Origin of the sequence: Citrobacter meridianamericanus (assembly GCF_041320245.1) — a bacterium.
GTDB classification, from domain to species: domain Bacteria; phylum Pseudomonadota; class Gammaproteobacteria; order Enterobacterales; family Enterobacteriaceae; genus Citrobacter; species Citrobacter meridianamericanus.
The window spans coordinates 1,231,314-1,248,570 of sequence record NZ_CP101036.1 but is presented as its reverse complement, the minus strand read 5'-3'; the positions used below and the strand labels follow the sequence as shown (position 1 = coordinate 1,248,570).

16 protein-coding genes are annotated in these 17,257 nt (G+C 54.3%); 12 read left to right on the top strand and 4 right to left on the bottom strand.

The genetic code is table 11. The features are described 5' to 3' along the window. The first annotated feature begins 250 nt into the window (after positions 1 to 250). The 7 genes from srlA (at position 251) to gutQ (ending at position 5,170) form a co-directional block, all read left to right on the top strand. The gene (gene srlA, locus NMD08_RS05995) at positions 251 to 814 is read left to right on the top strand and encodes a PTS glucitol/sorbitol transporter subunit IIC (RefSeq protein WP_003037339.1); all 564 of its coding nucleotides are present in this window, start codon (positions 251 to 253) and stop codon (positions 812 to 814) included. Further along, on the top strand, positions 811 to 1,782 hold the full coding sequence (locus NMD08_RS05990) for a PTS glucitol/sorbitol transporter subunit IIB (protein ID WP_286538213.1): 972 nt from the start codon (positions 811 to 813) through the stop codon (positions 1,780 to 1,782). The genes srlA and NMD08_RS05990 overlap by 4 nt, the downstream gene beginning before the upstream one ends. Positions 1,783 to 1,795: 13 nt before the next feature. After that, positions 1,796 to 2,158 carry a PTS glucitol/sorbitol transporter subunit IIA gene (gene srlB, locus NMD08_RS05985; protein WP_151224239.1) on the top strand — a complete coding sequence of 121 codons (363 nt, stop codon included), beginning with the start codon at positions 1,796 to 1,798 and terminating at the stop codon, positions 2,156 to 2,158. A 17-nt stretch (positions 2,159 to 2,175) separates the two neighbouring features. Continuing rightward, on the top strand, positions 2,176 to 2,955 hold the full coding sequence (gene srlD, locus NMD08_RS05980) for a sorbitol-6-phosphate dehydrogenase (RefSeq protein WP_151218191.1): 780 nt from the start codon (positions 2,176 to 2,178) through the stop codon (positions 2,953 to 2,955). A 55-nt stretch (positions 2,956 to 3,010) separates the two neighbouring features. Beyond that, entirely contained in the window at positions 3,011 to 3,370 is a 360-nt protein-coding gene (gutM, locus tag NMD08_RS05975) for a transcriptional regulator GutM (RefSeq protein ID WP_151218192.1), read from the top strand. 68 nt (positions 3,371 to 3,438) lie between these two features. After that, positions 3,439 to 4,212 (top strand): DNA-binding transcriptional repressor, encoded by a 774-nt coding sequence (locus NMD08_RS05970; RefSeq protein WP_003037350.1) that lies wholly within the window; start codon positions 3,439 to 3,441, stop codon positions 4,210 to 4,212. After that, positions 4,205 to 5,170, top strand: coding sequence for an arabinose-5-phosphate isomerase GutQ (gene gutQ, locus NMD08_RS05965; RefSeq protein WP_187253100.1), 966 nt, complete (start codon positions 4,205 to 4,207; stop codon positions 5,168 to 5,170). The genes NMD08_RS05970 and gutQ overlap by 8 nt, the downstream gene beginning before the upstream one ends. Here the strand turns inward: gutQ and norR are convergent. Then, the gene (norR, locus tag NMD08_RS05960; protein ID WP_151218194.1) at positions 5,167 to 6,687 is read right to left on the bottom strand and encodes a nitric oxide reductase transcriptional regulator NorR; all 1,521 of its coding nucleotides are present in this window, start codon (positions 6,685 to 6,687) and stop codon (positions 5,167 to 5,169) included. The two genes, gutQ and norR, sit on opposite strands and share 4 nt — an antisense overlap. 187 nt (positions 6,688 to 6,874) lie before the next feature. Between norR and norV the strand changes: the two genes are divergently transcribed. Both norV and norW read left to right on the top strand, forming a co-directional pair. After that, positions 6,875 to 8,323, top strand: a complete 1,449-nt coding sequence (gene norV, locus NMD08_RS05955) for an anaerobic nitric oxide reductase flavorubredoxin (RefSeq protein ID WP_151218195.1) — start codon at positions 6,875 to 6,877, stop codon at positions 8,321 to 8,323. Continuing rightward, the gene (gene norW / locus NMD08_RS05950; RefSeq protein WP_370619751.1) at positions 8,320 to 9,453 is read left to right on the top strand and encodes an NADH:flavorubredoxin reductase NorW; all 1,134 of its coding nucleotides are present in this window, start codon (positions 8,320 to 8,322) and stop codon (positions 9,451 to 9,453) included. Before norV ends, norW begins: the two co-directional genes overlap by 4 nt. A 111-nt stretch (positions 9,454 to 9,564) precedes the next feature. On the opposite strand, the gene hypF is transcribed toward norW, so the two are convergent. The 3 genes from hypF to NMD08_RS05935 all read right to left on the bottom strand — a co-directional run bounded on the left by hypF (position 9,565) and on the right by NMD08_RS05935 (position 13,649). Further along, the gene (hypF, locus tag NMD08_RS05945) at positions 9,565 to 11,805 is read right to left on the bottom strand and encodes a carbamoyltransferase HypF (RefSeq protein ID WP_370619749.1); all 2,241 of its coding nucleotides are present in this window, start codon (positions 11,803 to 11,805) and stop codon (positions 9,565 to 9,567) included. Positions 11,806 to 11,944: 139 nt separating this feature from the next. Next, complete coding sequence (gene hydN, locus NMD08_RS05940; protein ID WP_151224241.1) at positions 11,945 to 12,490, bottom strand: electron transport protein HydN; 546 nt, start codon at positions 12,488 to 12,490, stop codon at positions 11,945 to 11,947. Positions 12,491 to 12,635: 145 nt separating this feature from the next. Beyond that, the gene (locus NMD08_RS05935; RefSeq protein WP_151224446.1) at positions 12,636 to 13,649 is read right to left on the bottom strand and encodes a LacI family DNA-binding transcriptional regulator; all 1,014 of its coding nucleotides are present in this window, start codon (positions 13,647 to 13,649) and stop codon (positions 12,636 to 12,638) included. 264 nt (positions 13,650 to 13,913) lie between these two features. On the opposite strand from NMD08_RS05935, the gene ascF reads away from it, so the two are divergent. From ascF to NMD08_RS05920, 3 genes are all read left to right on the top strand, one after another. After that, positions 13,914 to 15,368 carry a PTS cellobiose/arbutin/salicin transporter subunit IIBC gene (gene ascF / locus NMD08_RS05930; RefSeq protein WP_370619747.1) on the top strand — a complete coding sequence of 485 codons (1,455 nt, stop codon included), beginning with the start codon at positions 13,914 to 13,916 and terminating at the stop codon, positions 15,366 to 15,368. Between the two features lie 22 nt (positions 15,369 to 15,390). After that, positions 15,391 to 16,815, top strand: a complete 1,425-nt coding sequence (locus NMD08_RS05925; RefSeq protein ID WP_151224243.1) for a 6-phospho-beta-glucosidase — start codon at positions 15,391 to 15,393, stop codon at positions 16,813 to 16,815. 172 nt (positions 16,816 to 16,987) lie between these two features. After that, positions 16,988 to 17,227, top strand: a complete 240-nt coding sequence (locus NMD08_RS05920) for a SymE family type I addiction module toxin (RefSeq protein WP_151218200.1) — start codon at positions 16,988 to 16,990, stop codon at positions 17,225 to 17,227. Positions 17,228 to 17,257 lie beyond the last annotated feature (30 nt).

Genomic DNA, 17,257 nt, shown 5'->3' with positions numbered 1-17,257 from the left:
CAAATTCAGCCTGGGGGAAGTATGGTAAAGCATCCTCCGTCACACAAGGAAGCAGTTGTCGCTCTCCTTCACAGAATTTCCCCCCTCTTGCACTTCCGCCCGGCACAATTGCGAGCCTTCACGCACTTTCTTTCAAATTAAAATATTTATCTTTCATTTTGAGATCAAAATAACACTTTCAAACCTTTCAATGTGATTAAAATAAATTACCGTTTGGCAAGATAACTAAAAACCCCTACAGGAGAGAATAATGATCGACACCATCACACTCGGGGCTGAGTGGTTTATCGGCTTGTTCCAGAAAGGCGGAGAGGTCTTTACCGGCATGGTGACCGGTATTCTTCCTCTGCTGATCAGCTTGCTGGTCATCATGAATGCGCTGATTAACTTTATCGGTCAGCAGCGTATTGAACGTTTTGCCCAGCGTTGCGCTGGAAACCCGCTGTCCCGCTACCTGCTACTGCCGTGCATCGGCACATTTGTGTTTTGTAACCCTATGACACTGAGCCTGGGTCGCTTTATGCCGGAAAAATACAAGCCCAGCTACTACGCCGCCGCCTCTTACAGTTGCCATTCAATGAACGGCTTGTTCCCGCACATCAACCCTGGCGAGCTGTTTGTCTATCTGGGGATCGCCAGCGGACTGACTACGCTGGGTCTGCCGCTCGGTCCACTCGCGGTGAGCTATTTGCTGGTCGGTCTGGTGACCAACTTCTTCCGTGGCTGGGTGACCGATTTCACCACCACCATCTTTGAGAAAAAAATGGGCATTCAACTTGAGCAGAAAGTACATCTGGCGGGAGCAACATCATGACGCGTATTCGTATTGAAAAAGGCACCGGCGGCTGGGGCGGCCCGCTTGAACTGGATGCCGTTCCGGGCAAGAAAATTGTCTATATCACTGCAGGAACGCGCCCGGCGATTGTCGACAAGCTGGCGAATCTGACCGGTTGGCAGGCCGTTGATGGCTTCAAAGAAGGCGAACCGCCGGAGAATGAAATTGGCGTGGCGATCATCGACTGCGGCGGCACACTGCGCTGCGGGATCTATCCAAAACGTCGTATCCCGACGGTGAACATTCACGCCACGGGAAAATCCGGTCCGCTGGCCCAGTTCATTGTTGAAGATATCTATGTCTCTGGCGTAAAAGAAGAAAACATTACCGTTGTCGGTGAAGCGTCCGCTACACCAACGCCCGCAAACAGCAGCATGGGCCGCGATTACGACACCAGCAAGAAAATTACCGAGCAAAGCGACGGTCTGTTGGCAAAAGTCGGGATGGGCATGGGCTCAGCCGTTGCGGTTCTGTTCCAGGCCGGGCGCGACACTATTGATACCGTGCTGAAAACCATTCTGCCGTTTATGGCATTCGTCTCGGCGCTGATCGGCATCATTATGGCTTCTGGTCTGGGAGACTGGATCGCCCATGGACTCGCACCGCTGGCCAGCCATCCGCTGGGGCTGGTGACGCTGGCGCTGATTTGTTCTTTCCCACTGCTGTCGCCTTTCCTCGGCCCCGGTGCGGTCATCGCCCAGGTTATCGGCGTTCTGATCGGCGTACAGATTGGTTTGGGGAATATTCCCCCGCATCTGGCGTTACCTGCTCTGTTCGCCATTAACGCCCAGGCTGCATGCGACTTTATCCCTGTCGGGCTGTCGCTGGCCGAAGCACGTCAGGACACGGTCCGCGTCGGCGTGCCATCCGTTCTGGTGAGTCGTTTTCTGACCGGCGCGCCAACCGTTCTCATCGCCTGGTTTATTTCCGGCTTTATTTACCAATAAGAGGCACTCAAAAATGACCGTGATTTATCAGACCACCATCACCCGCATCGGCCAGAGCGCCCCGGATGCACTCAGCGACCAGATGTTGATTACCTTTCGTGAAGGTGCGCCCGCGGATATCGAGGAGTTTTGCTTCATTCATTGCCACGGCGAGCTGAACGGTTCGTTACAAGCGGGGATCCAGTTTGAACTAGGCCAGCATCAGTACCCGGTCACCGCCGTTGGCAGCGTGGCAGAACAAAACTTACGTGAACTGGGACATATCACCCTGCGTTTTGACGGACTGAGTGAAGCGGAATTCCCCGGCACCGTACACGTTTCAGGCCCCGTACCAGACGGTATCGCGCCGGGCTGTATTTTGAAGTTTGTTGCTTAAGATTGAAGGAGATAAAGATGAATCAGGTTGCCGTTGTCATTGGTGGAGGCCAGACCCTTGGCGCATTCCTTTGCCGTGGGCTTGCGACAGAAGGATACCGCGTCGCGGTGGTGGATATTCAAAGCGATAAAGCCGCCAACGTGGCACAGGAAATTAACGCCGAGTTTGGCGAAGGCACCGCCTACGGTTTTGGCGCAGATGCCACCAGCGAACAGAGTGTGATGGCGCTATCGCGCGGAGTGGATGAAATATTCGGCCGCGTCGATCTGCTGGTTTACAGCGCGGGTATCGCTAAAGCCGCGTTTATCAGCGACTTTCAGCTCGGTGATTTCGACCGTTCGCTGCAGGTGAATCTGGTCGGCTACTTCCTCTGCGCACGTGAGTTCTCACGCCTGATGATCCGCGATGGTATTCAGGGACGCATTATCCAGATCAATTCCAAATCCGGGAAAGTGGGCAGTAAACACAATTCAGGCTATAGCGCGGCAAAATTTGGCGGCGTGGGCTTAACCCAGTCACTGGCGCTGGATCTGGCGGAATACGGGATCACCGTGCATTCACTGATGCTTGGCAATCTGCTGAAATCACCGATGTTCCAGTCGTTATTGCCGCAATATGCAACCAAACTTGGACTTAAGCCAGACGAAGTTGAGCAGTACTACATTGATAAGGTTCCGCTCAAACGCGGCTGCGATTATCAGGACGTGCTGAACATGCTGCTGTTTTACGCCAGCCCGAAAGCCTCTTACTGCACAGGGCAGTCCATCAACGTGACCGGCGGTCAGGTGATGTTTTAATATTGAATTGCCGGATAGCGGCTACGCTTATCCGGCAAAATTAAAGGAGTACATAATGGTTTCCGCACTGATTACCGTCGCCGCCATTGCGTGGTGTCTGCAGCTGGCATTAGGGGGCTGGCAAATATCCCGCTTTAATCGGGCGTTTGATAGGCTTTGCCAACAGGGTCGGGTTGGCGTGGGGCGCTCCGGCGGACGTTTTAAACCCCGCGTGGTGGTCGCCATTGCGCTAGATGAGCAGCAGCGAGTAACTGATACGTTATTTATGAAAGGTCTTACGGTATTCGCCAGACCCGGCAAAATTGCCACAATAATGGGCAAACATCTTGATGATTTACAGCCTGATGTGATCTTTCCCCATGATCCGCTATCGCAGAATGCACTATCATTGGCGCTTAAACTGAAACATGGATAATTTCGTTGTGAATGCTAATAGCTTGCGAAATTATCATTTTGCAACCTATAGTCAGGGTAATCACGCCTATGAAACCTCGTCAGCGTCAGGCTGCCATACTGGAGCATCTGCAAAAGCAGGGAAAATGCTCGGTTGAAGAACTGGCCCACTACTTTGACACGACCGGCACGACCATTCGTAAAGACCTTGTTATTCTGGAGAATGCCGGTACCGTCATTCGTACCTATGGCGGCGTAGTATTAAATAAAGACGAATCCGACCCGCCAATCGATCACAAAACGCTAATCAACACGCATAAAAAAGAGCAGATTGCCGAAGCCGCCGTCCGTTTTATTCACGATGGCGACTCCATTATTCTGGATGCGGGCAGCACCGTACTGCAGATGGTGCCAATGCTCACGCGCTTTAGCAACATCACAGTCATGACCAACAGCCTGCACATTGTTAACGCCCTTTCGGAGCTGGACAACGAGCAAACCATCCTGATGCCCGGCGGGACCTTTCGCAAAAAATCTGCGTCATTTCACGGTCAGCTGGCTGAAAACGCCTTTGAGCAGTTCAGCTTTGATAAACTCTTCATGGGCACCGACGGCATTGACCTCAATGCTGGCGTGACCACCTTTAATGAAGTGTTTAGCGTCAGCAAAGCGATGTGCAATGCCGCTCGCGAAGTAATTCTGATGGCTGACTCATCAAAATTTGGGCGCAAAAGCCCCAATGTTGTCTGCAGTCTGGAAAGCGTCGACAAGCTGATTACCGATGCGGGTATCGACCCTGCGTTTCGTCAGGCGCTGGAAGCAAAAGGGATTGAAGTAATCATAACCGGAGAAACCAATGAGTGATGCACTACTGAACGCGGGCCGCCAGACGTTAATGCTGGAGCTACAGGAAGCCAGCCGACTGCCAGAACGACTGGGTGATGATTTTGTCCGCGCTGCCAATACGATCATCCACTGCGAAGGCAAAGTGATTGTCTCCGGGATTGGCAAATCCGGCCATATTGGCAAAAAAATCGCGGCAACCCTCGCCAGTACCGGCACCCCCGCCTTTTTTGTACATCCGGCGGAAGCATTGCACGGCGACTTAGGCATGATTGAAAGCCGCGATGTCATGCTGTTTATCTCCTACTCCGGCGGCGCGAAAGAGTTGGATCTCATCATTCCACGCCTGGAAGACAAATCCGTCGCTCTGCTGGCCATGACCGGAAAACCGACCTCACCGCTGGGTCTGGCGGCCAAAGCGGTGCTGGATATTTCCGTTGAGCGTGAAGCCTGTCCGATGCGCCTGGCACCGACCTCCAGCACCGTTAACACGCTGATGATGGGCGACGCGCTGGCCATCGCCGTAATGCAGGCGCGCGGCTTCAACGAAGAAGATTTTGCGCGCTCGCATCCGGCGGGTGCGCTGGGCGCTCGTCTGTTAAATAAAGTGCATCATCTGATGCGTCGTGACGATGCCATACCGCAGGTGACGCTCACCACCAGCGTCATGGACGCGATGCTGGAACTTAGCCGTACGGGTCTTGGCCTGGTGGCAGTCTGTGATGATGACTCGTTGGTGAAAGGCGTCTTTACCGACGGCGACCTGCGCCGCTGGCTGGTTGGCGGTGGAGCGCTCACCACTCAGGTTAGCGAGGCGATGACCCACAACGGCGTTACGTTGCAGGCACAGAGCCGCGCCATTGACGCCAAAGAGATCCTGATGAAACGCAAAATCACCGCAGCACCGGTGGTCGATGAAAACGGTAAACTTACCGGTGCTATCAACCTGCAGGATTTCTATCAGGCCGGTATTATCTAATCCTTCAGCCCCAGACGTTTCGCCAGCCGGTGCAGGTTGGCGACGTCTGTTTCCAGCGCCCGCGCACTTGCTGCCCAACTGTGATTATTTTGCGCCAGCGCCCGGCGGATCATCTCTCGCTGGAATGACTCCGTTGCTTCACGCAGATTATGCTGTTGCGGGATCTCTGCAACACCTTCCGCCGCTGGTGTTACAGGCGCTTCATCCTGCAAGGCAAAATGCTGCGTCTCCAGCACCACTTCATCCCCTGCTCTGGTGGCCCTTGCCAGAACAACCGCACGGTGAATGGCATGTTCCAGCTCGCGTACGTTACCAGGCCAGGCGTAGCTCAACAGATGACTACGCGCACCGGGGCTTAACACCACACGGGAAAGTCCCAGTCGCAGTCGACATTGCTCGCAAAAATAGCCTGCCAGCAGCACCACATCTTCGCCACGCTCACGAAGAGGCGGTACGGAAAGGGGAAAGACGCTCAGGCGGTGGAATAAATCCGCACGGAAATTCCCGGCCAGCACCTCTTCGCGTAAATCACGGTTCGTTGCCGCGAGTACGCGCACGTCGACACGCAGGCTGCGATCGTCACCCACGCGTTGAATATCACCGTATTGCAGCACGCGTAGCAGCTTAGCCTGTAGCGCCAGCGAGAGTTCGCCAATTTCATCGAGAAACAGCGTCCCGTTATCGGCCATTTCAAACTTACCGCTCCGATTACTGATAGCCCCGGTAAAGGCCCCTTTTACGTGACCAAACAGCTCGCTTTCCGCTACGCTTTCTGGCAAGGCCGCACAGTTCAGATACACCAGCGGGTTCACCGCGCGGGGTGAACCTTCATGAATCGCTTTCGCTACCAGCTCCTTCCCGGTCCCCGTTTCGCCGCTAATCAGTACGTTGAGATCGGACCCCGCCACAATCTCAATCTCTTTTTTCAGCTGCATCATATTGGGCGACAGGCCAATCATCTGGGTTTCCGTCACCTGCTCGAAAGCCGTCGACGAACCCGGCAGCATATTCTGGCTTTCCAGCTGTTCAATCAGTAGCGCATTGCTCAACGCGCCAGCCGCCAGCGCGGCAATCAGCCTGAGTTCTTCATCACTGAACACATCAAACTGATCCGGTTCCATGCCATCCAGCGTTAACGCGCCAATCAAATTTTGACCGGCGAACAGTGGTAAGCCAATACAGGCATGCACTTTCAGACTCTCCTGGCCTGGGATCAGCCCGTCGTAAGGATCGGGCAAATCACTGTCGGCAGGAAAACGTACCACGTCTCCGGCACGGGCAATCGCTTCCAGACGCGGATGCCCTTCCAGCGTAAAGCGCCTGCCGAGAACATCCTGGGCCAGCCCATCGATTGCCAGTGGAATAAACTGTCGCGACTCGTAGCGCAGCAATGCCGACGCGTCGCACTCCAGTACCTGACGCAAGGTGGTTATCAGGCGTTGAAAGCGATCCTGATGTCCAATACCGCTTTGTAATTCAATGGCGATGCCCGCCAGCACATCTACGGAAAAGCTCATGGCTACCTCATTGTCATTTTGACAATTCATATTGTCATATTGACAATAAGAAACATAGTCATTTTGACTACCACCTTATGAGCAATAAAAAATAAAATCTTTAAAATCAAAGAAATAAAAAGTTGGCATGCAACCTGCTATTAGCAAAACATCTTTTTTGAAAAACGCTGAATTAATTGAGGTTGTTATGTCTATTCTGGTTAAAAATAACATTCATTGGGTTGGCCAACGTGACTGGGAAGTGCGTGATTTCCACGGAACTGAATACAAAACGCTGCGCGGTAGCAGCTATAACAGCTATCTCATCCGTGAAGAAAAAAATGTCCTGATCGATACCGTAGACCACAAATTCAGCCGTGAATTCGTGCAGAACCTGCGCAGTGAAATCGACCTTGCCGATATCGACTACATCATTATTAACCACGCGGAAGAAGACCATGCCGGTGCGCTGACCGAGCTGATGTCCTGCATCCCGGACACGCCAATCTACTGCACCGCTAATGCCATTGACTCTATTAACGGACACCACCATCACCCGGAGTGGAACTTCAATGTGGTCAAAACCGGCGACAGCCTTGACATCGGCAACGGCAAACAGCTGATCTTCGTTGAAACACCCATGCTGCACTGGCCGGACAGTATGATGACCTACATGACCGGCGATGCGGTGCTGTTCAGTAACGATGCCTTCGGCCAGCACTACTGCGACGAACGCCTGTTCAACGACGAAGTTGACCAGGCCGAACTGTTCGAACAGTGCCAGCGCTACTATGCCAATATCCTGACGCCGTTCAGCCGTCTGGTGACGCCGAAAATTACTGAGATCCTCAGCTTCAACCTGCCGGTCGATATGATTGCCACTTCCCACGGCGTGGTATGGCGCGACAACCCGACACAAATCGTTGAGCTGTACCTGAAATGGGCAGCGGATTATCAGGAAGACCGCATCACCATTTTCTACGACACCATGTCCAATAACACCCGCATGATGGCGGACGCGATTGCCCAGGGCATCAACGAAGTCGACCCGAACGTGGCGGTAAAAATCTTTAACGTCGCCCGTAGCGACAAAAACGAAGTCCTGACTAACGTCTTCCGCTCTAAAGGCGTGCTGGTCGGGACTTCCACAATGAACAACGTGATGATGCCGAAAATCGCCGGTCTGGTGGAAGAGATGACCGGCCTGCGTTTTCGTAACAAGCGTGCCAGCGCCTTTGGTTCACACGGCTGGAGCGGCGGTGCGGTAGACCGTTTGTCCACGCGTTTGCAGGATGCCGGTTTCGAGATGTCGCTGAGCCTGAAGGCGAAATGGCGTCCGGACCTCGGTGCACTGGAACTGTGCCGCCAGCATGGCCGCGAAATTGCACGTCAGTGGGCGCTTGCTCCACTGCCGGAGACCCCCGTTAAAGCCTTGTCCAAAGAAGAAGAGTGCGCCTGTGCCGCTGCGGCTGCCGCTGACCTTGGCCCAAGCATGCAGTGCAGCGTGTGCCAGTGGATTTACGACCCAGCAAAAGGTGAACCGCTGCAGGACGTTGCACCGGGTACACCGTGGAGCGACGTACCGGACAACTTCCTGTGCCCGGAATGTTCATTAGGTAAAGACGTCTTCGACGTACTGGCAACGGAGGCAAAATGAGCCACGAAATTGTCATCATTGGTTCGGGCTTCGCCGCCCGCCAGTTAGTCAAAAATATCCGTAAGCAGGATGTGACTGTCCCGCTGACCCTGATTGCCGCGGACAGCATGGATGAGTACAACAAGCCCGATCTCAGCCACGTTATCAGTCAGTCACAGCGTGCAGACGACCTCACCCGCCAGTCGGCGGGGGAGTTTGCCGAGCAGTTTAATTTGCGCCTGTTCCCACATACCTGGGTAACCGACATCGACGCCGATGCCCACATAGTGAAAAGTCAGGACAAGCAGTGGCAGTACGACAAACTGGTGCTGGCGACGGGGGCTTCAGCCATTGTACCTCCGGTTAGCGGGCGTGAGTTAATGCTTACATTGAACAGCCAACAAGAGTATCGCGCCTGTGAAACGCTGCTGCGTGACGCCCGGCGGGTGCTGATTGTTGGCGGCGGACTGATTGGTAGCGAACTGGCGATGGATTTCTGTCGGGCCGGTAAAGCGGTAACGCTTATCGACAACGCCGCCAGCATTCTGGCCTCGCTGATGCCGCCGGAAGTCAGCAGTCGCTTACAGCATCGTCTGACCGATATGGGTGTCCATCTGCTGCTGAAATCCCAGCTTCAGGGGCTGGAAAAAACGGCCTCGGGTATTCGCGCCACGCTCGATCGTAGCCGCAACGTAGAAGTCGATGCGGTGATTGCCGCCACCGGCCTGCGCCCTGAAACCGCGCTGGCGCGTCGCGCCGGATTGAACATCAATCGTGGCGTCTGCGTCGACAGCTATCTGCAAACCAGCCACCCGGACATTTATGCCCTCGGCGACTGTGCGGAAATTAATGGTCAGGTTCTGCCGTTCCTGCAGCCGATTCAACTGAGCGCCATGTATCTGGCGAAGAACCTGCTCGGCGGCAATGCCCAATTGAAGCTGCCAGCGATGTTAGTAAAAGTCAAAACCCCGGAGTTGCCATTGCATCTGGCCGGGGAAACCCAGAGCCGCGATCTAAACTGGCATATTGCCGCCGAAGCGCAGGGTATGGTGGCCAGAGGGATGAACGCTGAAGGCCAGCTGTGTGCGTTTGTCGTCAGTGAAGACCGAATGAAAGAGGCCTTTGCGCTGCTGAAAACGCTGCCCGTGTAAGTCCAGAGTACCGTTGCTTGATTTATTAACCTCACGCGCACGGATGTGCGTTGCCACTTGTCGGTATGCCCCGACATGTTTTTCTTGCCCCGCCAGTCCCGGGGCTTTTTTTTATTTTTGCGTCAACACCCGCGCCGCGGCAATCACGCCCTGCCCCAATGACAACCCGCCGTCGCCCGCCGGTAAACGCTGCGGGAACAGTAAGGTAAAATCACGCAGATAAAACGCCAGACGGGCCGACAATAAGCGGTTATGCATCACGCCACCGCTGAATACTAACGTTTTAATTCCGCGCGCTTCGGCCTGCTCACGCATCAGCGTGGCAAAACCACGCGCCAGCGCGTCGTGAAACGTCCACGCTCTTTCTGCAGGGTCGGTCTGCCAGGTGAGCCATTGCTGCCAAAAAATCGCTAAGTCCAGTTGATTGCCATTAAGCGGCACCGTAACAGGGTGATCAACACCTGCACACCGCGATGCCAGCGCCTCCAGCGCACAGGCCGCCTCACCTTCATAACTCAACGATTCCGGCGCACAATGCAACGCGGCGGCAACCGCATCAAACAAGCGCCCGCACGACGATGCCAGCGGGGCATTGATTCCCCGCTCAATGGCGCGCGCCAGTACGTTCCAGTTTTGATGCTGTAGCCCCGATGTTTCCGGGTAACGCTGCCAGTCAGGAACAAAACGCAGGCATTGCGCGAGCAGATTGCGCCATGGCTGTTTTGCCGCTAAATCGCCGCCCGCCAGCGCTACCGCCGGTAAGCCGCCAAGGTGCTCGCATTCACGATAGTTGATCCGCAAACACTCACCTCCCCACAGCGCACCATTTTCCCCCATGCCGATGCCGTCCAGCGTCAGAGCAATCACGTCACCTCCGTCGAGCGGCCAGCCGTGCTCGGCCAGACATGCTGCAGCATGCGCATGGTGATGCAGTACTGTTTCGGTTGGCAGATTCATTTCACTGGCCCACTGGCTGGAAACATAGCCAGGGTGTGCATCATGCACGATACGCTGTGGCGTAAAATCATAAATGTTCTGGATAAGACGCAGCGCATCACGCCACTGTTGCTGAATGCCGTCATCGCTGAGATCGCCTAAATGCTGGCTGATAACCGCCTGTTCGCCGCGCACCAGGCAGAAAGTATTTTTCAGATCCGCACCTAAGCACAGCATCGGCGGCACGTCGCGAAATCCCGGCGGCAGCGTGACCGCATCCGGCACGTAACCCCGGGAACGACGCAGCATTTCCCCGCTGTCGCGCACCACGGAGTCATCCATCCGCTGCACAATTTCGCGGTTATGCAGCAAAAAACCATCGGCAATCTCACTTAAATCTTCCAGCGCCTGCGCATTGGTAATAGCAGGCGGCCTGCCGCTAAGATTGCCGGAGGTCATCACCAGCGGGCAATTCATCTCTTGCAAGAGCAAATGCTGTAACGGATTCGCGGGCAGCATGACGCCCACTTCCGTTAACCCTGGCGCAATGCCCTCGCTCAATGCAGCGACATAGCGTTTTTGCACCAGCACGATCGGCGCAGCGGGGGTTGTGAGCAAACGACGCGCGGGTTCAGGTAGTCCGTCATCAGTTGGTAGCATTACCGCCAACGGTTTCGCCGGGCGGTGTTTGCGCAGCCTGAGCAGCGCGACGACGTCATCATTGCGCGCATCGCACACCAGATGAAACCCACCAATGCCTTTAACGGCCACAATTCCGCCCGCTTTGAGTCGCGATACCGCCGCCTGCAACGCTGCTTCTTTTTCCGCCCGCAGATCTGCGCTTATCCACTCAAGATGCGGGCCACACGCTGGGCAAGCGACAGGCTGCGCATGAAAACGACGATCATATGGATCGCGGTATTCCGCTTCGCATTGTGAACACAGTGGGAATGAGGTCATGACGGTAAAGGGACGGTCATACGGCATTGCACGAATAATAGTGAAGCGCGGACCGCAGTGGGTACAGTTGATAAAAGGATAACGATAACGGCGTTCGCCGGGGGTGCTCATTTCAATCAGACATTCGGGACAGGTCGCGGCGTCCGGAACGATCTGCGTATTCATCGAACCGCCAGCGCTTTGCCGAATAGTGAAATCGGCAGGCTGTTGCGTCCAGGCGAACGATTCGCGCTCAACGCTATCAATGCGCGCCAGTGGCGGGCAGTGTTGGTGCAACTGCGCAATAAATTCCGCCGGATCTTCCTGCAAGCGCACAACCACACCGTCACCGTCGTTACACACGTCGCCATGCAGCTGTAACCGCTGCGCCAGTTGCCAGACGTAGGGGCGAAATCCAACGCCCTGTACCTTGCCGCGAATACGCAACTGTACGCCGGTGTGGGTGTTTATTGTCATGATGAATTCCCGCGGTAATGTTTCCCTGAAATGTCCGTTTGCCGGATGGCAGCTTCGCCTTATCCGGCCTACGTTACTCCTTTGTAGACCTGACAAGCACAGCGCCATCAGGCACGTATTTTACGCGGATTTTCAGATATCAGAACAGCAAAGATGCGGTGGAATCCAGCGCCGCGCGACGGCGTTTTTCCGCGCTAATTTGTTCAAGCTTATTGCGATCCACATAAATCAGCGCGTGAGTCGGGCAGACTTCCATACAGGCAGGACCGGCCTCGCGATGGTGGCACAGGTCGCACTTATTGGCTTCGGCTTTTTCTGCACGGACGTTCAGGCCAGCCCCACTGTTACGTACAACCGGGCGCACAACCACTTCCATTGCGCCATAAGGACAAGCCACAACGCAGGTTTTACAGCCAATGCAGCGTTCCTGCATTACGTGGACAAAGCCTTTATCACGGCTGATTGCACCGTTCGGACAGACGTTAGCGCACGGCGCGTCTTCACACTGGCGGCACAATGTCGCCGTGGAGACATTAACGCCTTTGATGACGTGAATGCGGGGTAAAAAAGTTTCAGGGGTCAGCGATGCGCAGTCCTGGTTATCCTGATGGGATACCACGCAGGCCACTTCACAGGTACGGCAACCAATGCATTTATTGGCGTCTGCAATGATGAAACGGTTCATCAATTTCTCCAGCAATGACAGAATATCTGCCGAAGCATTCACAAATCGTGCCAGATTTTAATCTACTGTTCTTAAAGGTTTTTTATTTTGATGTCTACAAGGAAAGCGTGTCATCGTCACTAGTGACGATGACAAATGACAGCCGTCAGGACGAAACGGGCGGCGCAACAGAGTCGCGGTGAATGAGTTCACCGGTGAAGGTTTTTGGCGGGGTAAATACCCCGTCCCCCAGCATAAAGATCAGCCGTCCAATCGTTTCCTGGATCATTTCCGTCACCGGGATTTTAACACTGGAAAGCGCAGGAATCGTATATGGCGCGAGGGCGATATCATCGAAGCCAATCACCGAGACCTGTAAAGGCACGCACACACCACGGGCGTGCAACTGCTTCATCGCGCCGATCGCCATATCGTCATTGCTGGCCACCAGCGCGGTAAAATTGACCTTACGCGAAAGCAAAGTATCCACACCCGCAGCACCGCAGGCTGGCGTCCACTTTCCTTTAACAATCAATTCATTATTAAGCGCAATTCCATGATGTGCCAGCGCGTCTTTATAGCCTGAAAGTCGCTCCACGCCGGTAGGTGAATCCATCGAACCGGTAATAAATCCAATCTCTTTGTGTCCGGCGGCAATGAGCTGAGTGACGGCGTTAAAGCTGGTCTGCTTTTGATCGCACCACACGCAGTGGCTGGTGTTTTTCCGCAGACGTCGATTAAGCACCATAATCGGCTGACTATGGGCGTCGATGATATCGTCTATCTCATCCACGCTGAGAAAACGCGGATAAATCATAATCGCGTCGCAGCGTAAGTCGAGCAAGTACTGGATCGCCTGGCGCTCTTCCTCAGCGCTGTGCTTACCATCAGCCAGCAACAGCTGACGTCCCTTATCCTCCGCCATACGTGCGGTATGAAACAGCAGCTCGCTGAAATAGACACCGTGATAAAGGGTGTTCGTCACCACCAGTCCCAGCGTCTGCGTGGTTTTCGCCGCCAGACTGCGCGCCAGCAAGTTAGGGCGATAACCACTCTCTTCAATGGCCTGAAACACGCGGTCTTTGGTCTCCTGGCTGACGTAGCCGTTCCCAGAAAGCACCCGGGAAACCGTCGCTTTCGACACGCCGGCACGCTTCGCCACCTCCAGCATAGTGGTCATATTACTCATCCCTTTTCTCTTAATGTGACGCAGTGTACTGCACCGTTTCGCCGCTGTCCTCGCTGCTAAATCGCAGACGCTGACATCTGATGATCGGAGTCACAATTACAAAAAATGATCAAAATTAAATCTTGCTCATTATTCATAATTTAAACATTATTTTGTGGAACCGGTTTCCTATCTGCGTTTCATAACCCAGAAAAGCGACCCAACGTAAACGGATAAAACATAACGTACCCTACTGATAAAACAGGATTAAATCCGATGTCCAAGAATTATGCAGCGCTGGCGCGCTCCGTTGTGACGGCTCTGGGAGGCGTTGACAACATCATAGCAGTGACCCACTGTATGACCCGTTTGCGTTTCGTTATCAAAGATGACTCGCAGGTCGACAGCGCGACGCTGAAGACGCTCTCTGGCGTACTTGGCGTGGTGCGTAGCGATAACCAGTGCCAGGTGATCATCGGCAACACCGTTTCGCAGGCGTATCGCGAAGTGGTCAGCCTGTTGCCTGCCAATATGCAGCCTGCTGAGCCGCAAACCAAACCCCGACTGACACTGAAGCGGATTGGCGCGGGGATCCTCGACGCGCTGATCGGCACCATGTCGCCGTTGATCCCGGCTATTATCGGCGGATCAATGCTCAAGCTGCTGGCAATGATCCTCGAAATGACCGGCGTGCTGGAGAAAGGATCGTCCACGCTCACCATTCTGACCGTTATCGGTGACGGCGCATTTTTCTTCCTGCCGCTGATGGTCGCCGCGTCGGCCGCTATCAAATTCAAAACCAACATGTCGCTGGCAATCGCCATCGCAGGCGTACTGGTGCACCCCAGCTTCATCGATCTGATGGCGAAGGCTGCGCAGGGTGAGCACGTTGAGTTTGCCCTGATCCCGGTGACGGCGGTGAAATACACCTACACGGTGATCCCGGCGCTGGTGATGACCTGGTGCCTGTCATACATCGAACGTTGGGTGGATAGCATCACTCCGGCGGTAACCAAAAACTTCCTTAAACCAATGCTAATCGTGCTGATCGCCGCGCCGCTCGCCATCGTCATCATTGGCCCGATCGGTATCTGGATCGGTAGCGCAATTTCCGCGCTGGTTTATACCATTCACGGCTATCTCGGCTGGCTGTCGGTGGCCATTATGGGCGCATTGTGGCCGCTGCTGGTGATGACCGGCATGCATCGCGTCTTCACCCCAACCATTATTCAGACCATTGCTGAAACCGGGAAAGAAGGCATGGTGATGCCGTCAGAAATCGGCGCCAACTTGTCGTTAGGCGGTTCATCGCTGGCAGTGGCATGGAAAACCAAAAACCCGGAACTGCGTCAGACGGCGTTAGCGGCAGCCGCCTCCGCCATCATGGCGGGCATTTCCGAACCTGCGCTGTATGGCGTGGCAATCCGCCTGAAACGACCGCTGATTGCAAGCCTTATCAGCGGTTTTATCTGCGGTGCCGTTGCCGGGATGGCCGGGCTGGCGAGTCATTCCATGGCGGCTCCTGGCTTGTTCACCAGCGTACAGTTTTTCGATCCGGCCAATCCGATGACCATCGTTTGGGTGTTTGGCGTGATGGCGCTGGCGGTAGTGCTTTCCTTTGTATTAACGCTGATTCTGGGCTTTGAAGATATCCCTGTCGAAGATGCAGCCGCGCAGGCCAGAAAAAACCAGGCCGCACAACCGGGCAATATCAATGGAGCCAGCATTTGACTGGTATGAACTGAGGTTAATTATGTCTGTTTTTCCGCAAGGATTTTTATGGGGCGGCGCACTGGCCGCCAACCAGTCTGAAGGGGCATACCGGGAAGGCGGCAAAGGACTGACTACCGTCGATATGATCCCCCACGGCACACATCGGATGCCCGTCAAGCTGGGTCAGGAAAAGCGCTTTGCGCTGCGGGATAACGAATTTTATCCCAGCCATCAGGCGATCGATTTTTATCATCGCTACAAAGAGGATATCGCGCTGATGGCGGAAATGGGGTTTACGGTTTTTCGTACTTCCATTGCCTGGAGCCGTCTCTACCCCAACGGCGATGAGCTGACGCCGAATGCAGAGGGTATCGCGTTTTACCGGGCGGTATTTGCCGAGTGTAAAAAATACAGTATTGAACCGCTGGTCACGCTGTGTCACTTCGATGTGCCGATGCATCTGGTCACCGAGTACGGCTCCTGGCGTAACCGCAAAATGGTTGAGTTCTTTACCCGCTACGCCCGTACCTGCTTCGAGGCTTTTGATGGGCTGGTGAAATACTGGCTGACGTTCAACGAAATCAACATTATGCTGCACAGCCCCTTTTCAGGCGCCGGGCTGGTATTTGAAGAAGGTGAAAATCAGGATCAGGTGAAATATCAGTCCGCTCACCACGAACTTATTGCCAGCGCCCTGGCGACGAAAATAGCCCATGAAATTAATCCGCAAAACCAGGTCGGTTGTATGCTGGCTGGCGGTAATTTTTATCCTTATTCCTGTAAACCAGAAGATGTGTGGACCGCGCTGGAAAAAGACCGCGAAAACCTGTTCTTTATTGATGTGCAGGCGCGCGGGGCTTATCCCGCTTACTCTGCCCGCGTGTTTCGCGAAAAGGGCGTGGTGATAGAAAAAGCCCCGGAAGATGACGATATCCTGAAAAACACCGTCGATTTTGTCTCGTTTAGCTACTACGCATCACGCTGTGCCTCGGCGGAAATGAACACCGGCAATACCAGCGCCGCCAACGTGGTGAAGTCGCTGCGTAATCCGTACATTGCCGCCAGCGAATGGGGCTGGGGCATCGATCCGCTTGGTCTGCGCATTACCATGAATATGATGTATGACCGCTACCAGAAACCGTTGTTTCTGGTGGAAAATGGGCTGGGGGCGAAAGATGAAATTGATGCTAACGGCGAGATCAATGACGACTACCGCATCAGCTATTTACGCGAACACATTCGCGCGATGGCAGACGCTATTGAAGATGGTGTGCCGCTGATGGGTTACACCACATGGGGCTGTATTGATTTGGTTTCTGCCTCAACCGGTGAGATGAGTAAACGCTACGGTTTTGTGTATGTGGACCGCGATGATACGGGCAACGGCACGCTGGCGCGCACCCGCAAGAAATCATTCTGGTGGTACAAAAAAGTGATCGCCAGCAACGGCGTCGATCTGGCGTGAAGGGCCTGCCGGAGGGGTCCACAGCCCTCCGGCAGACGTGCGTATTTTCATTTCATTTATTGCATTCAAAATGTGGAACCGTCCTTCCCGTTTCAGGTTTGCCCCCACGCTTTTTTACTGGCATTTTATTCAGTAGTTTTTAATCCTGGTCGCTCACCATAAGGAAGCGCGCATGTCTGATAAAAATGGCACAGCAGCAGTGGCTATCACCAAACCCGTCCGTCGTTTAACTGTTGGATATGTCAGAAAACGCCATGAGGATCCCAAAACGGGTTACACGCGACGAATCAGTCGGCACGCTTCACTCACACTGAACGGCGACTGGCTGGAACAAGCAGGGTTTCCTACCGGAACAGCAGTGAGTGTGTCAGTGACCCAGGGGAAATTAATTATTGAGCAGGCCATTGAGTAACGAGGATAAGCGGGGAAACAGGCCGGATGT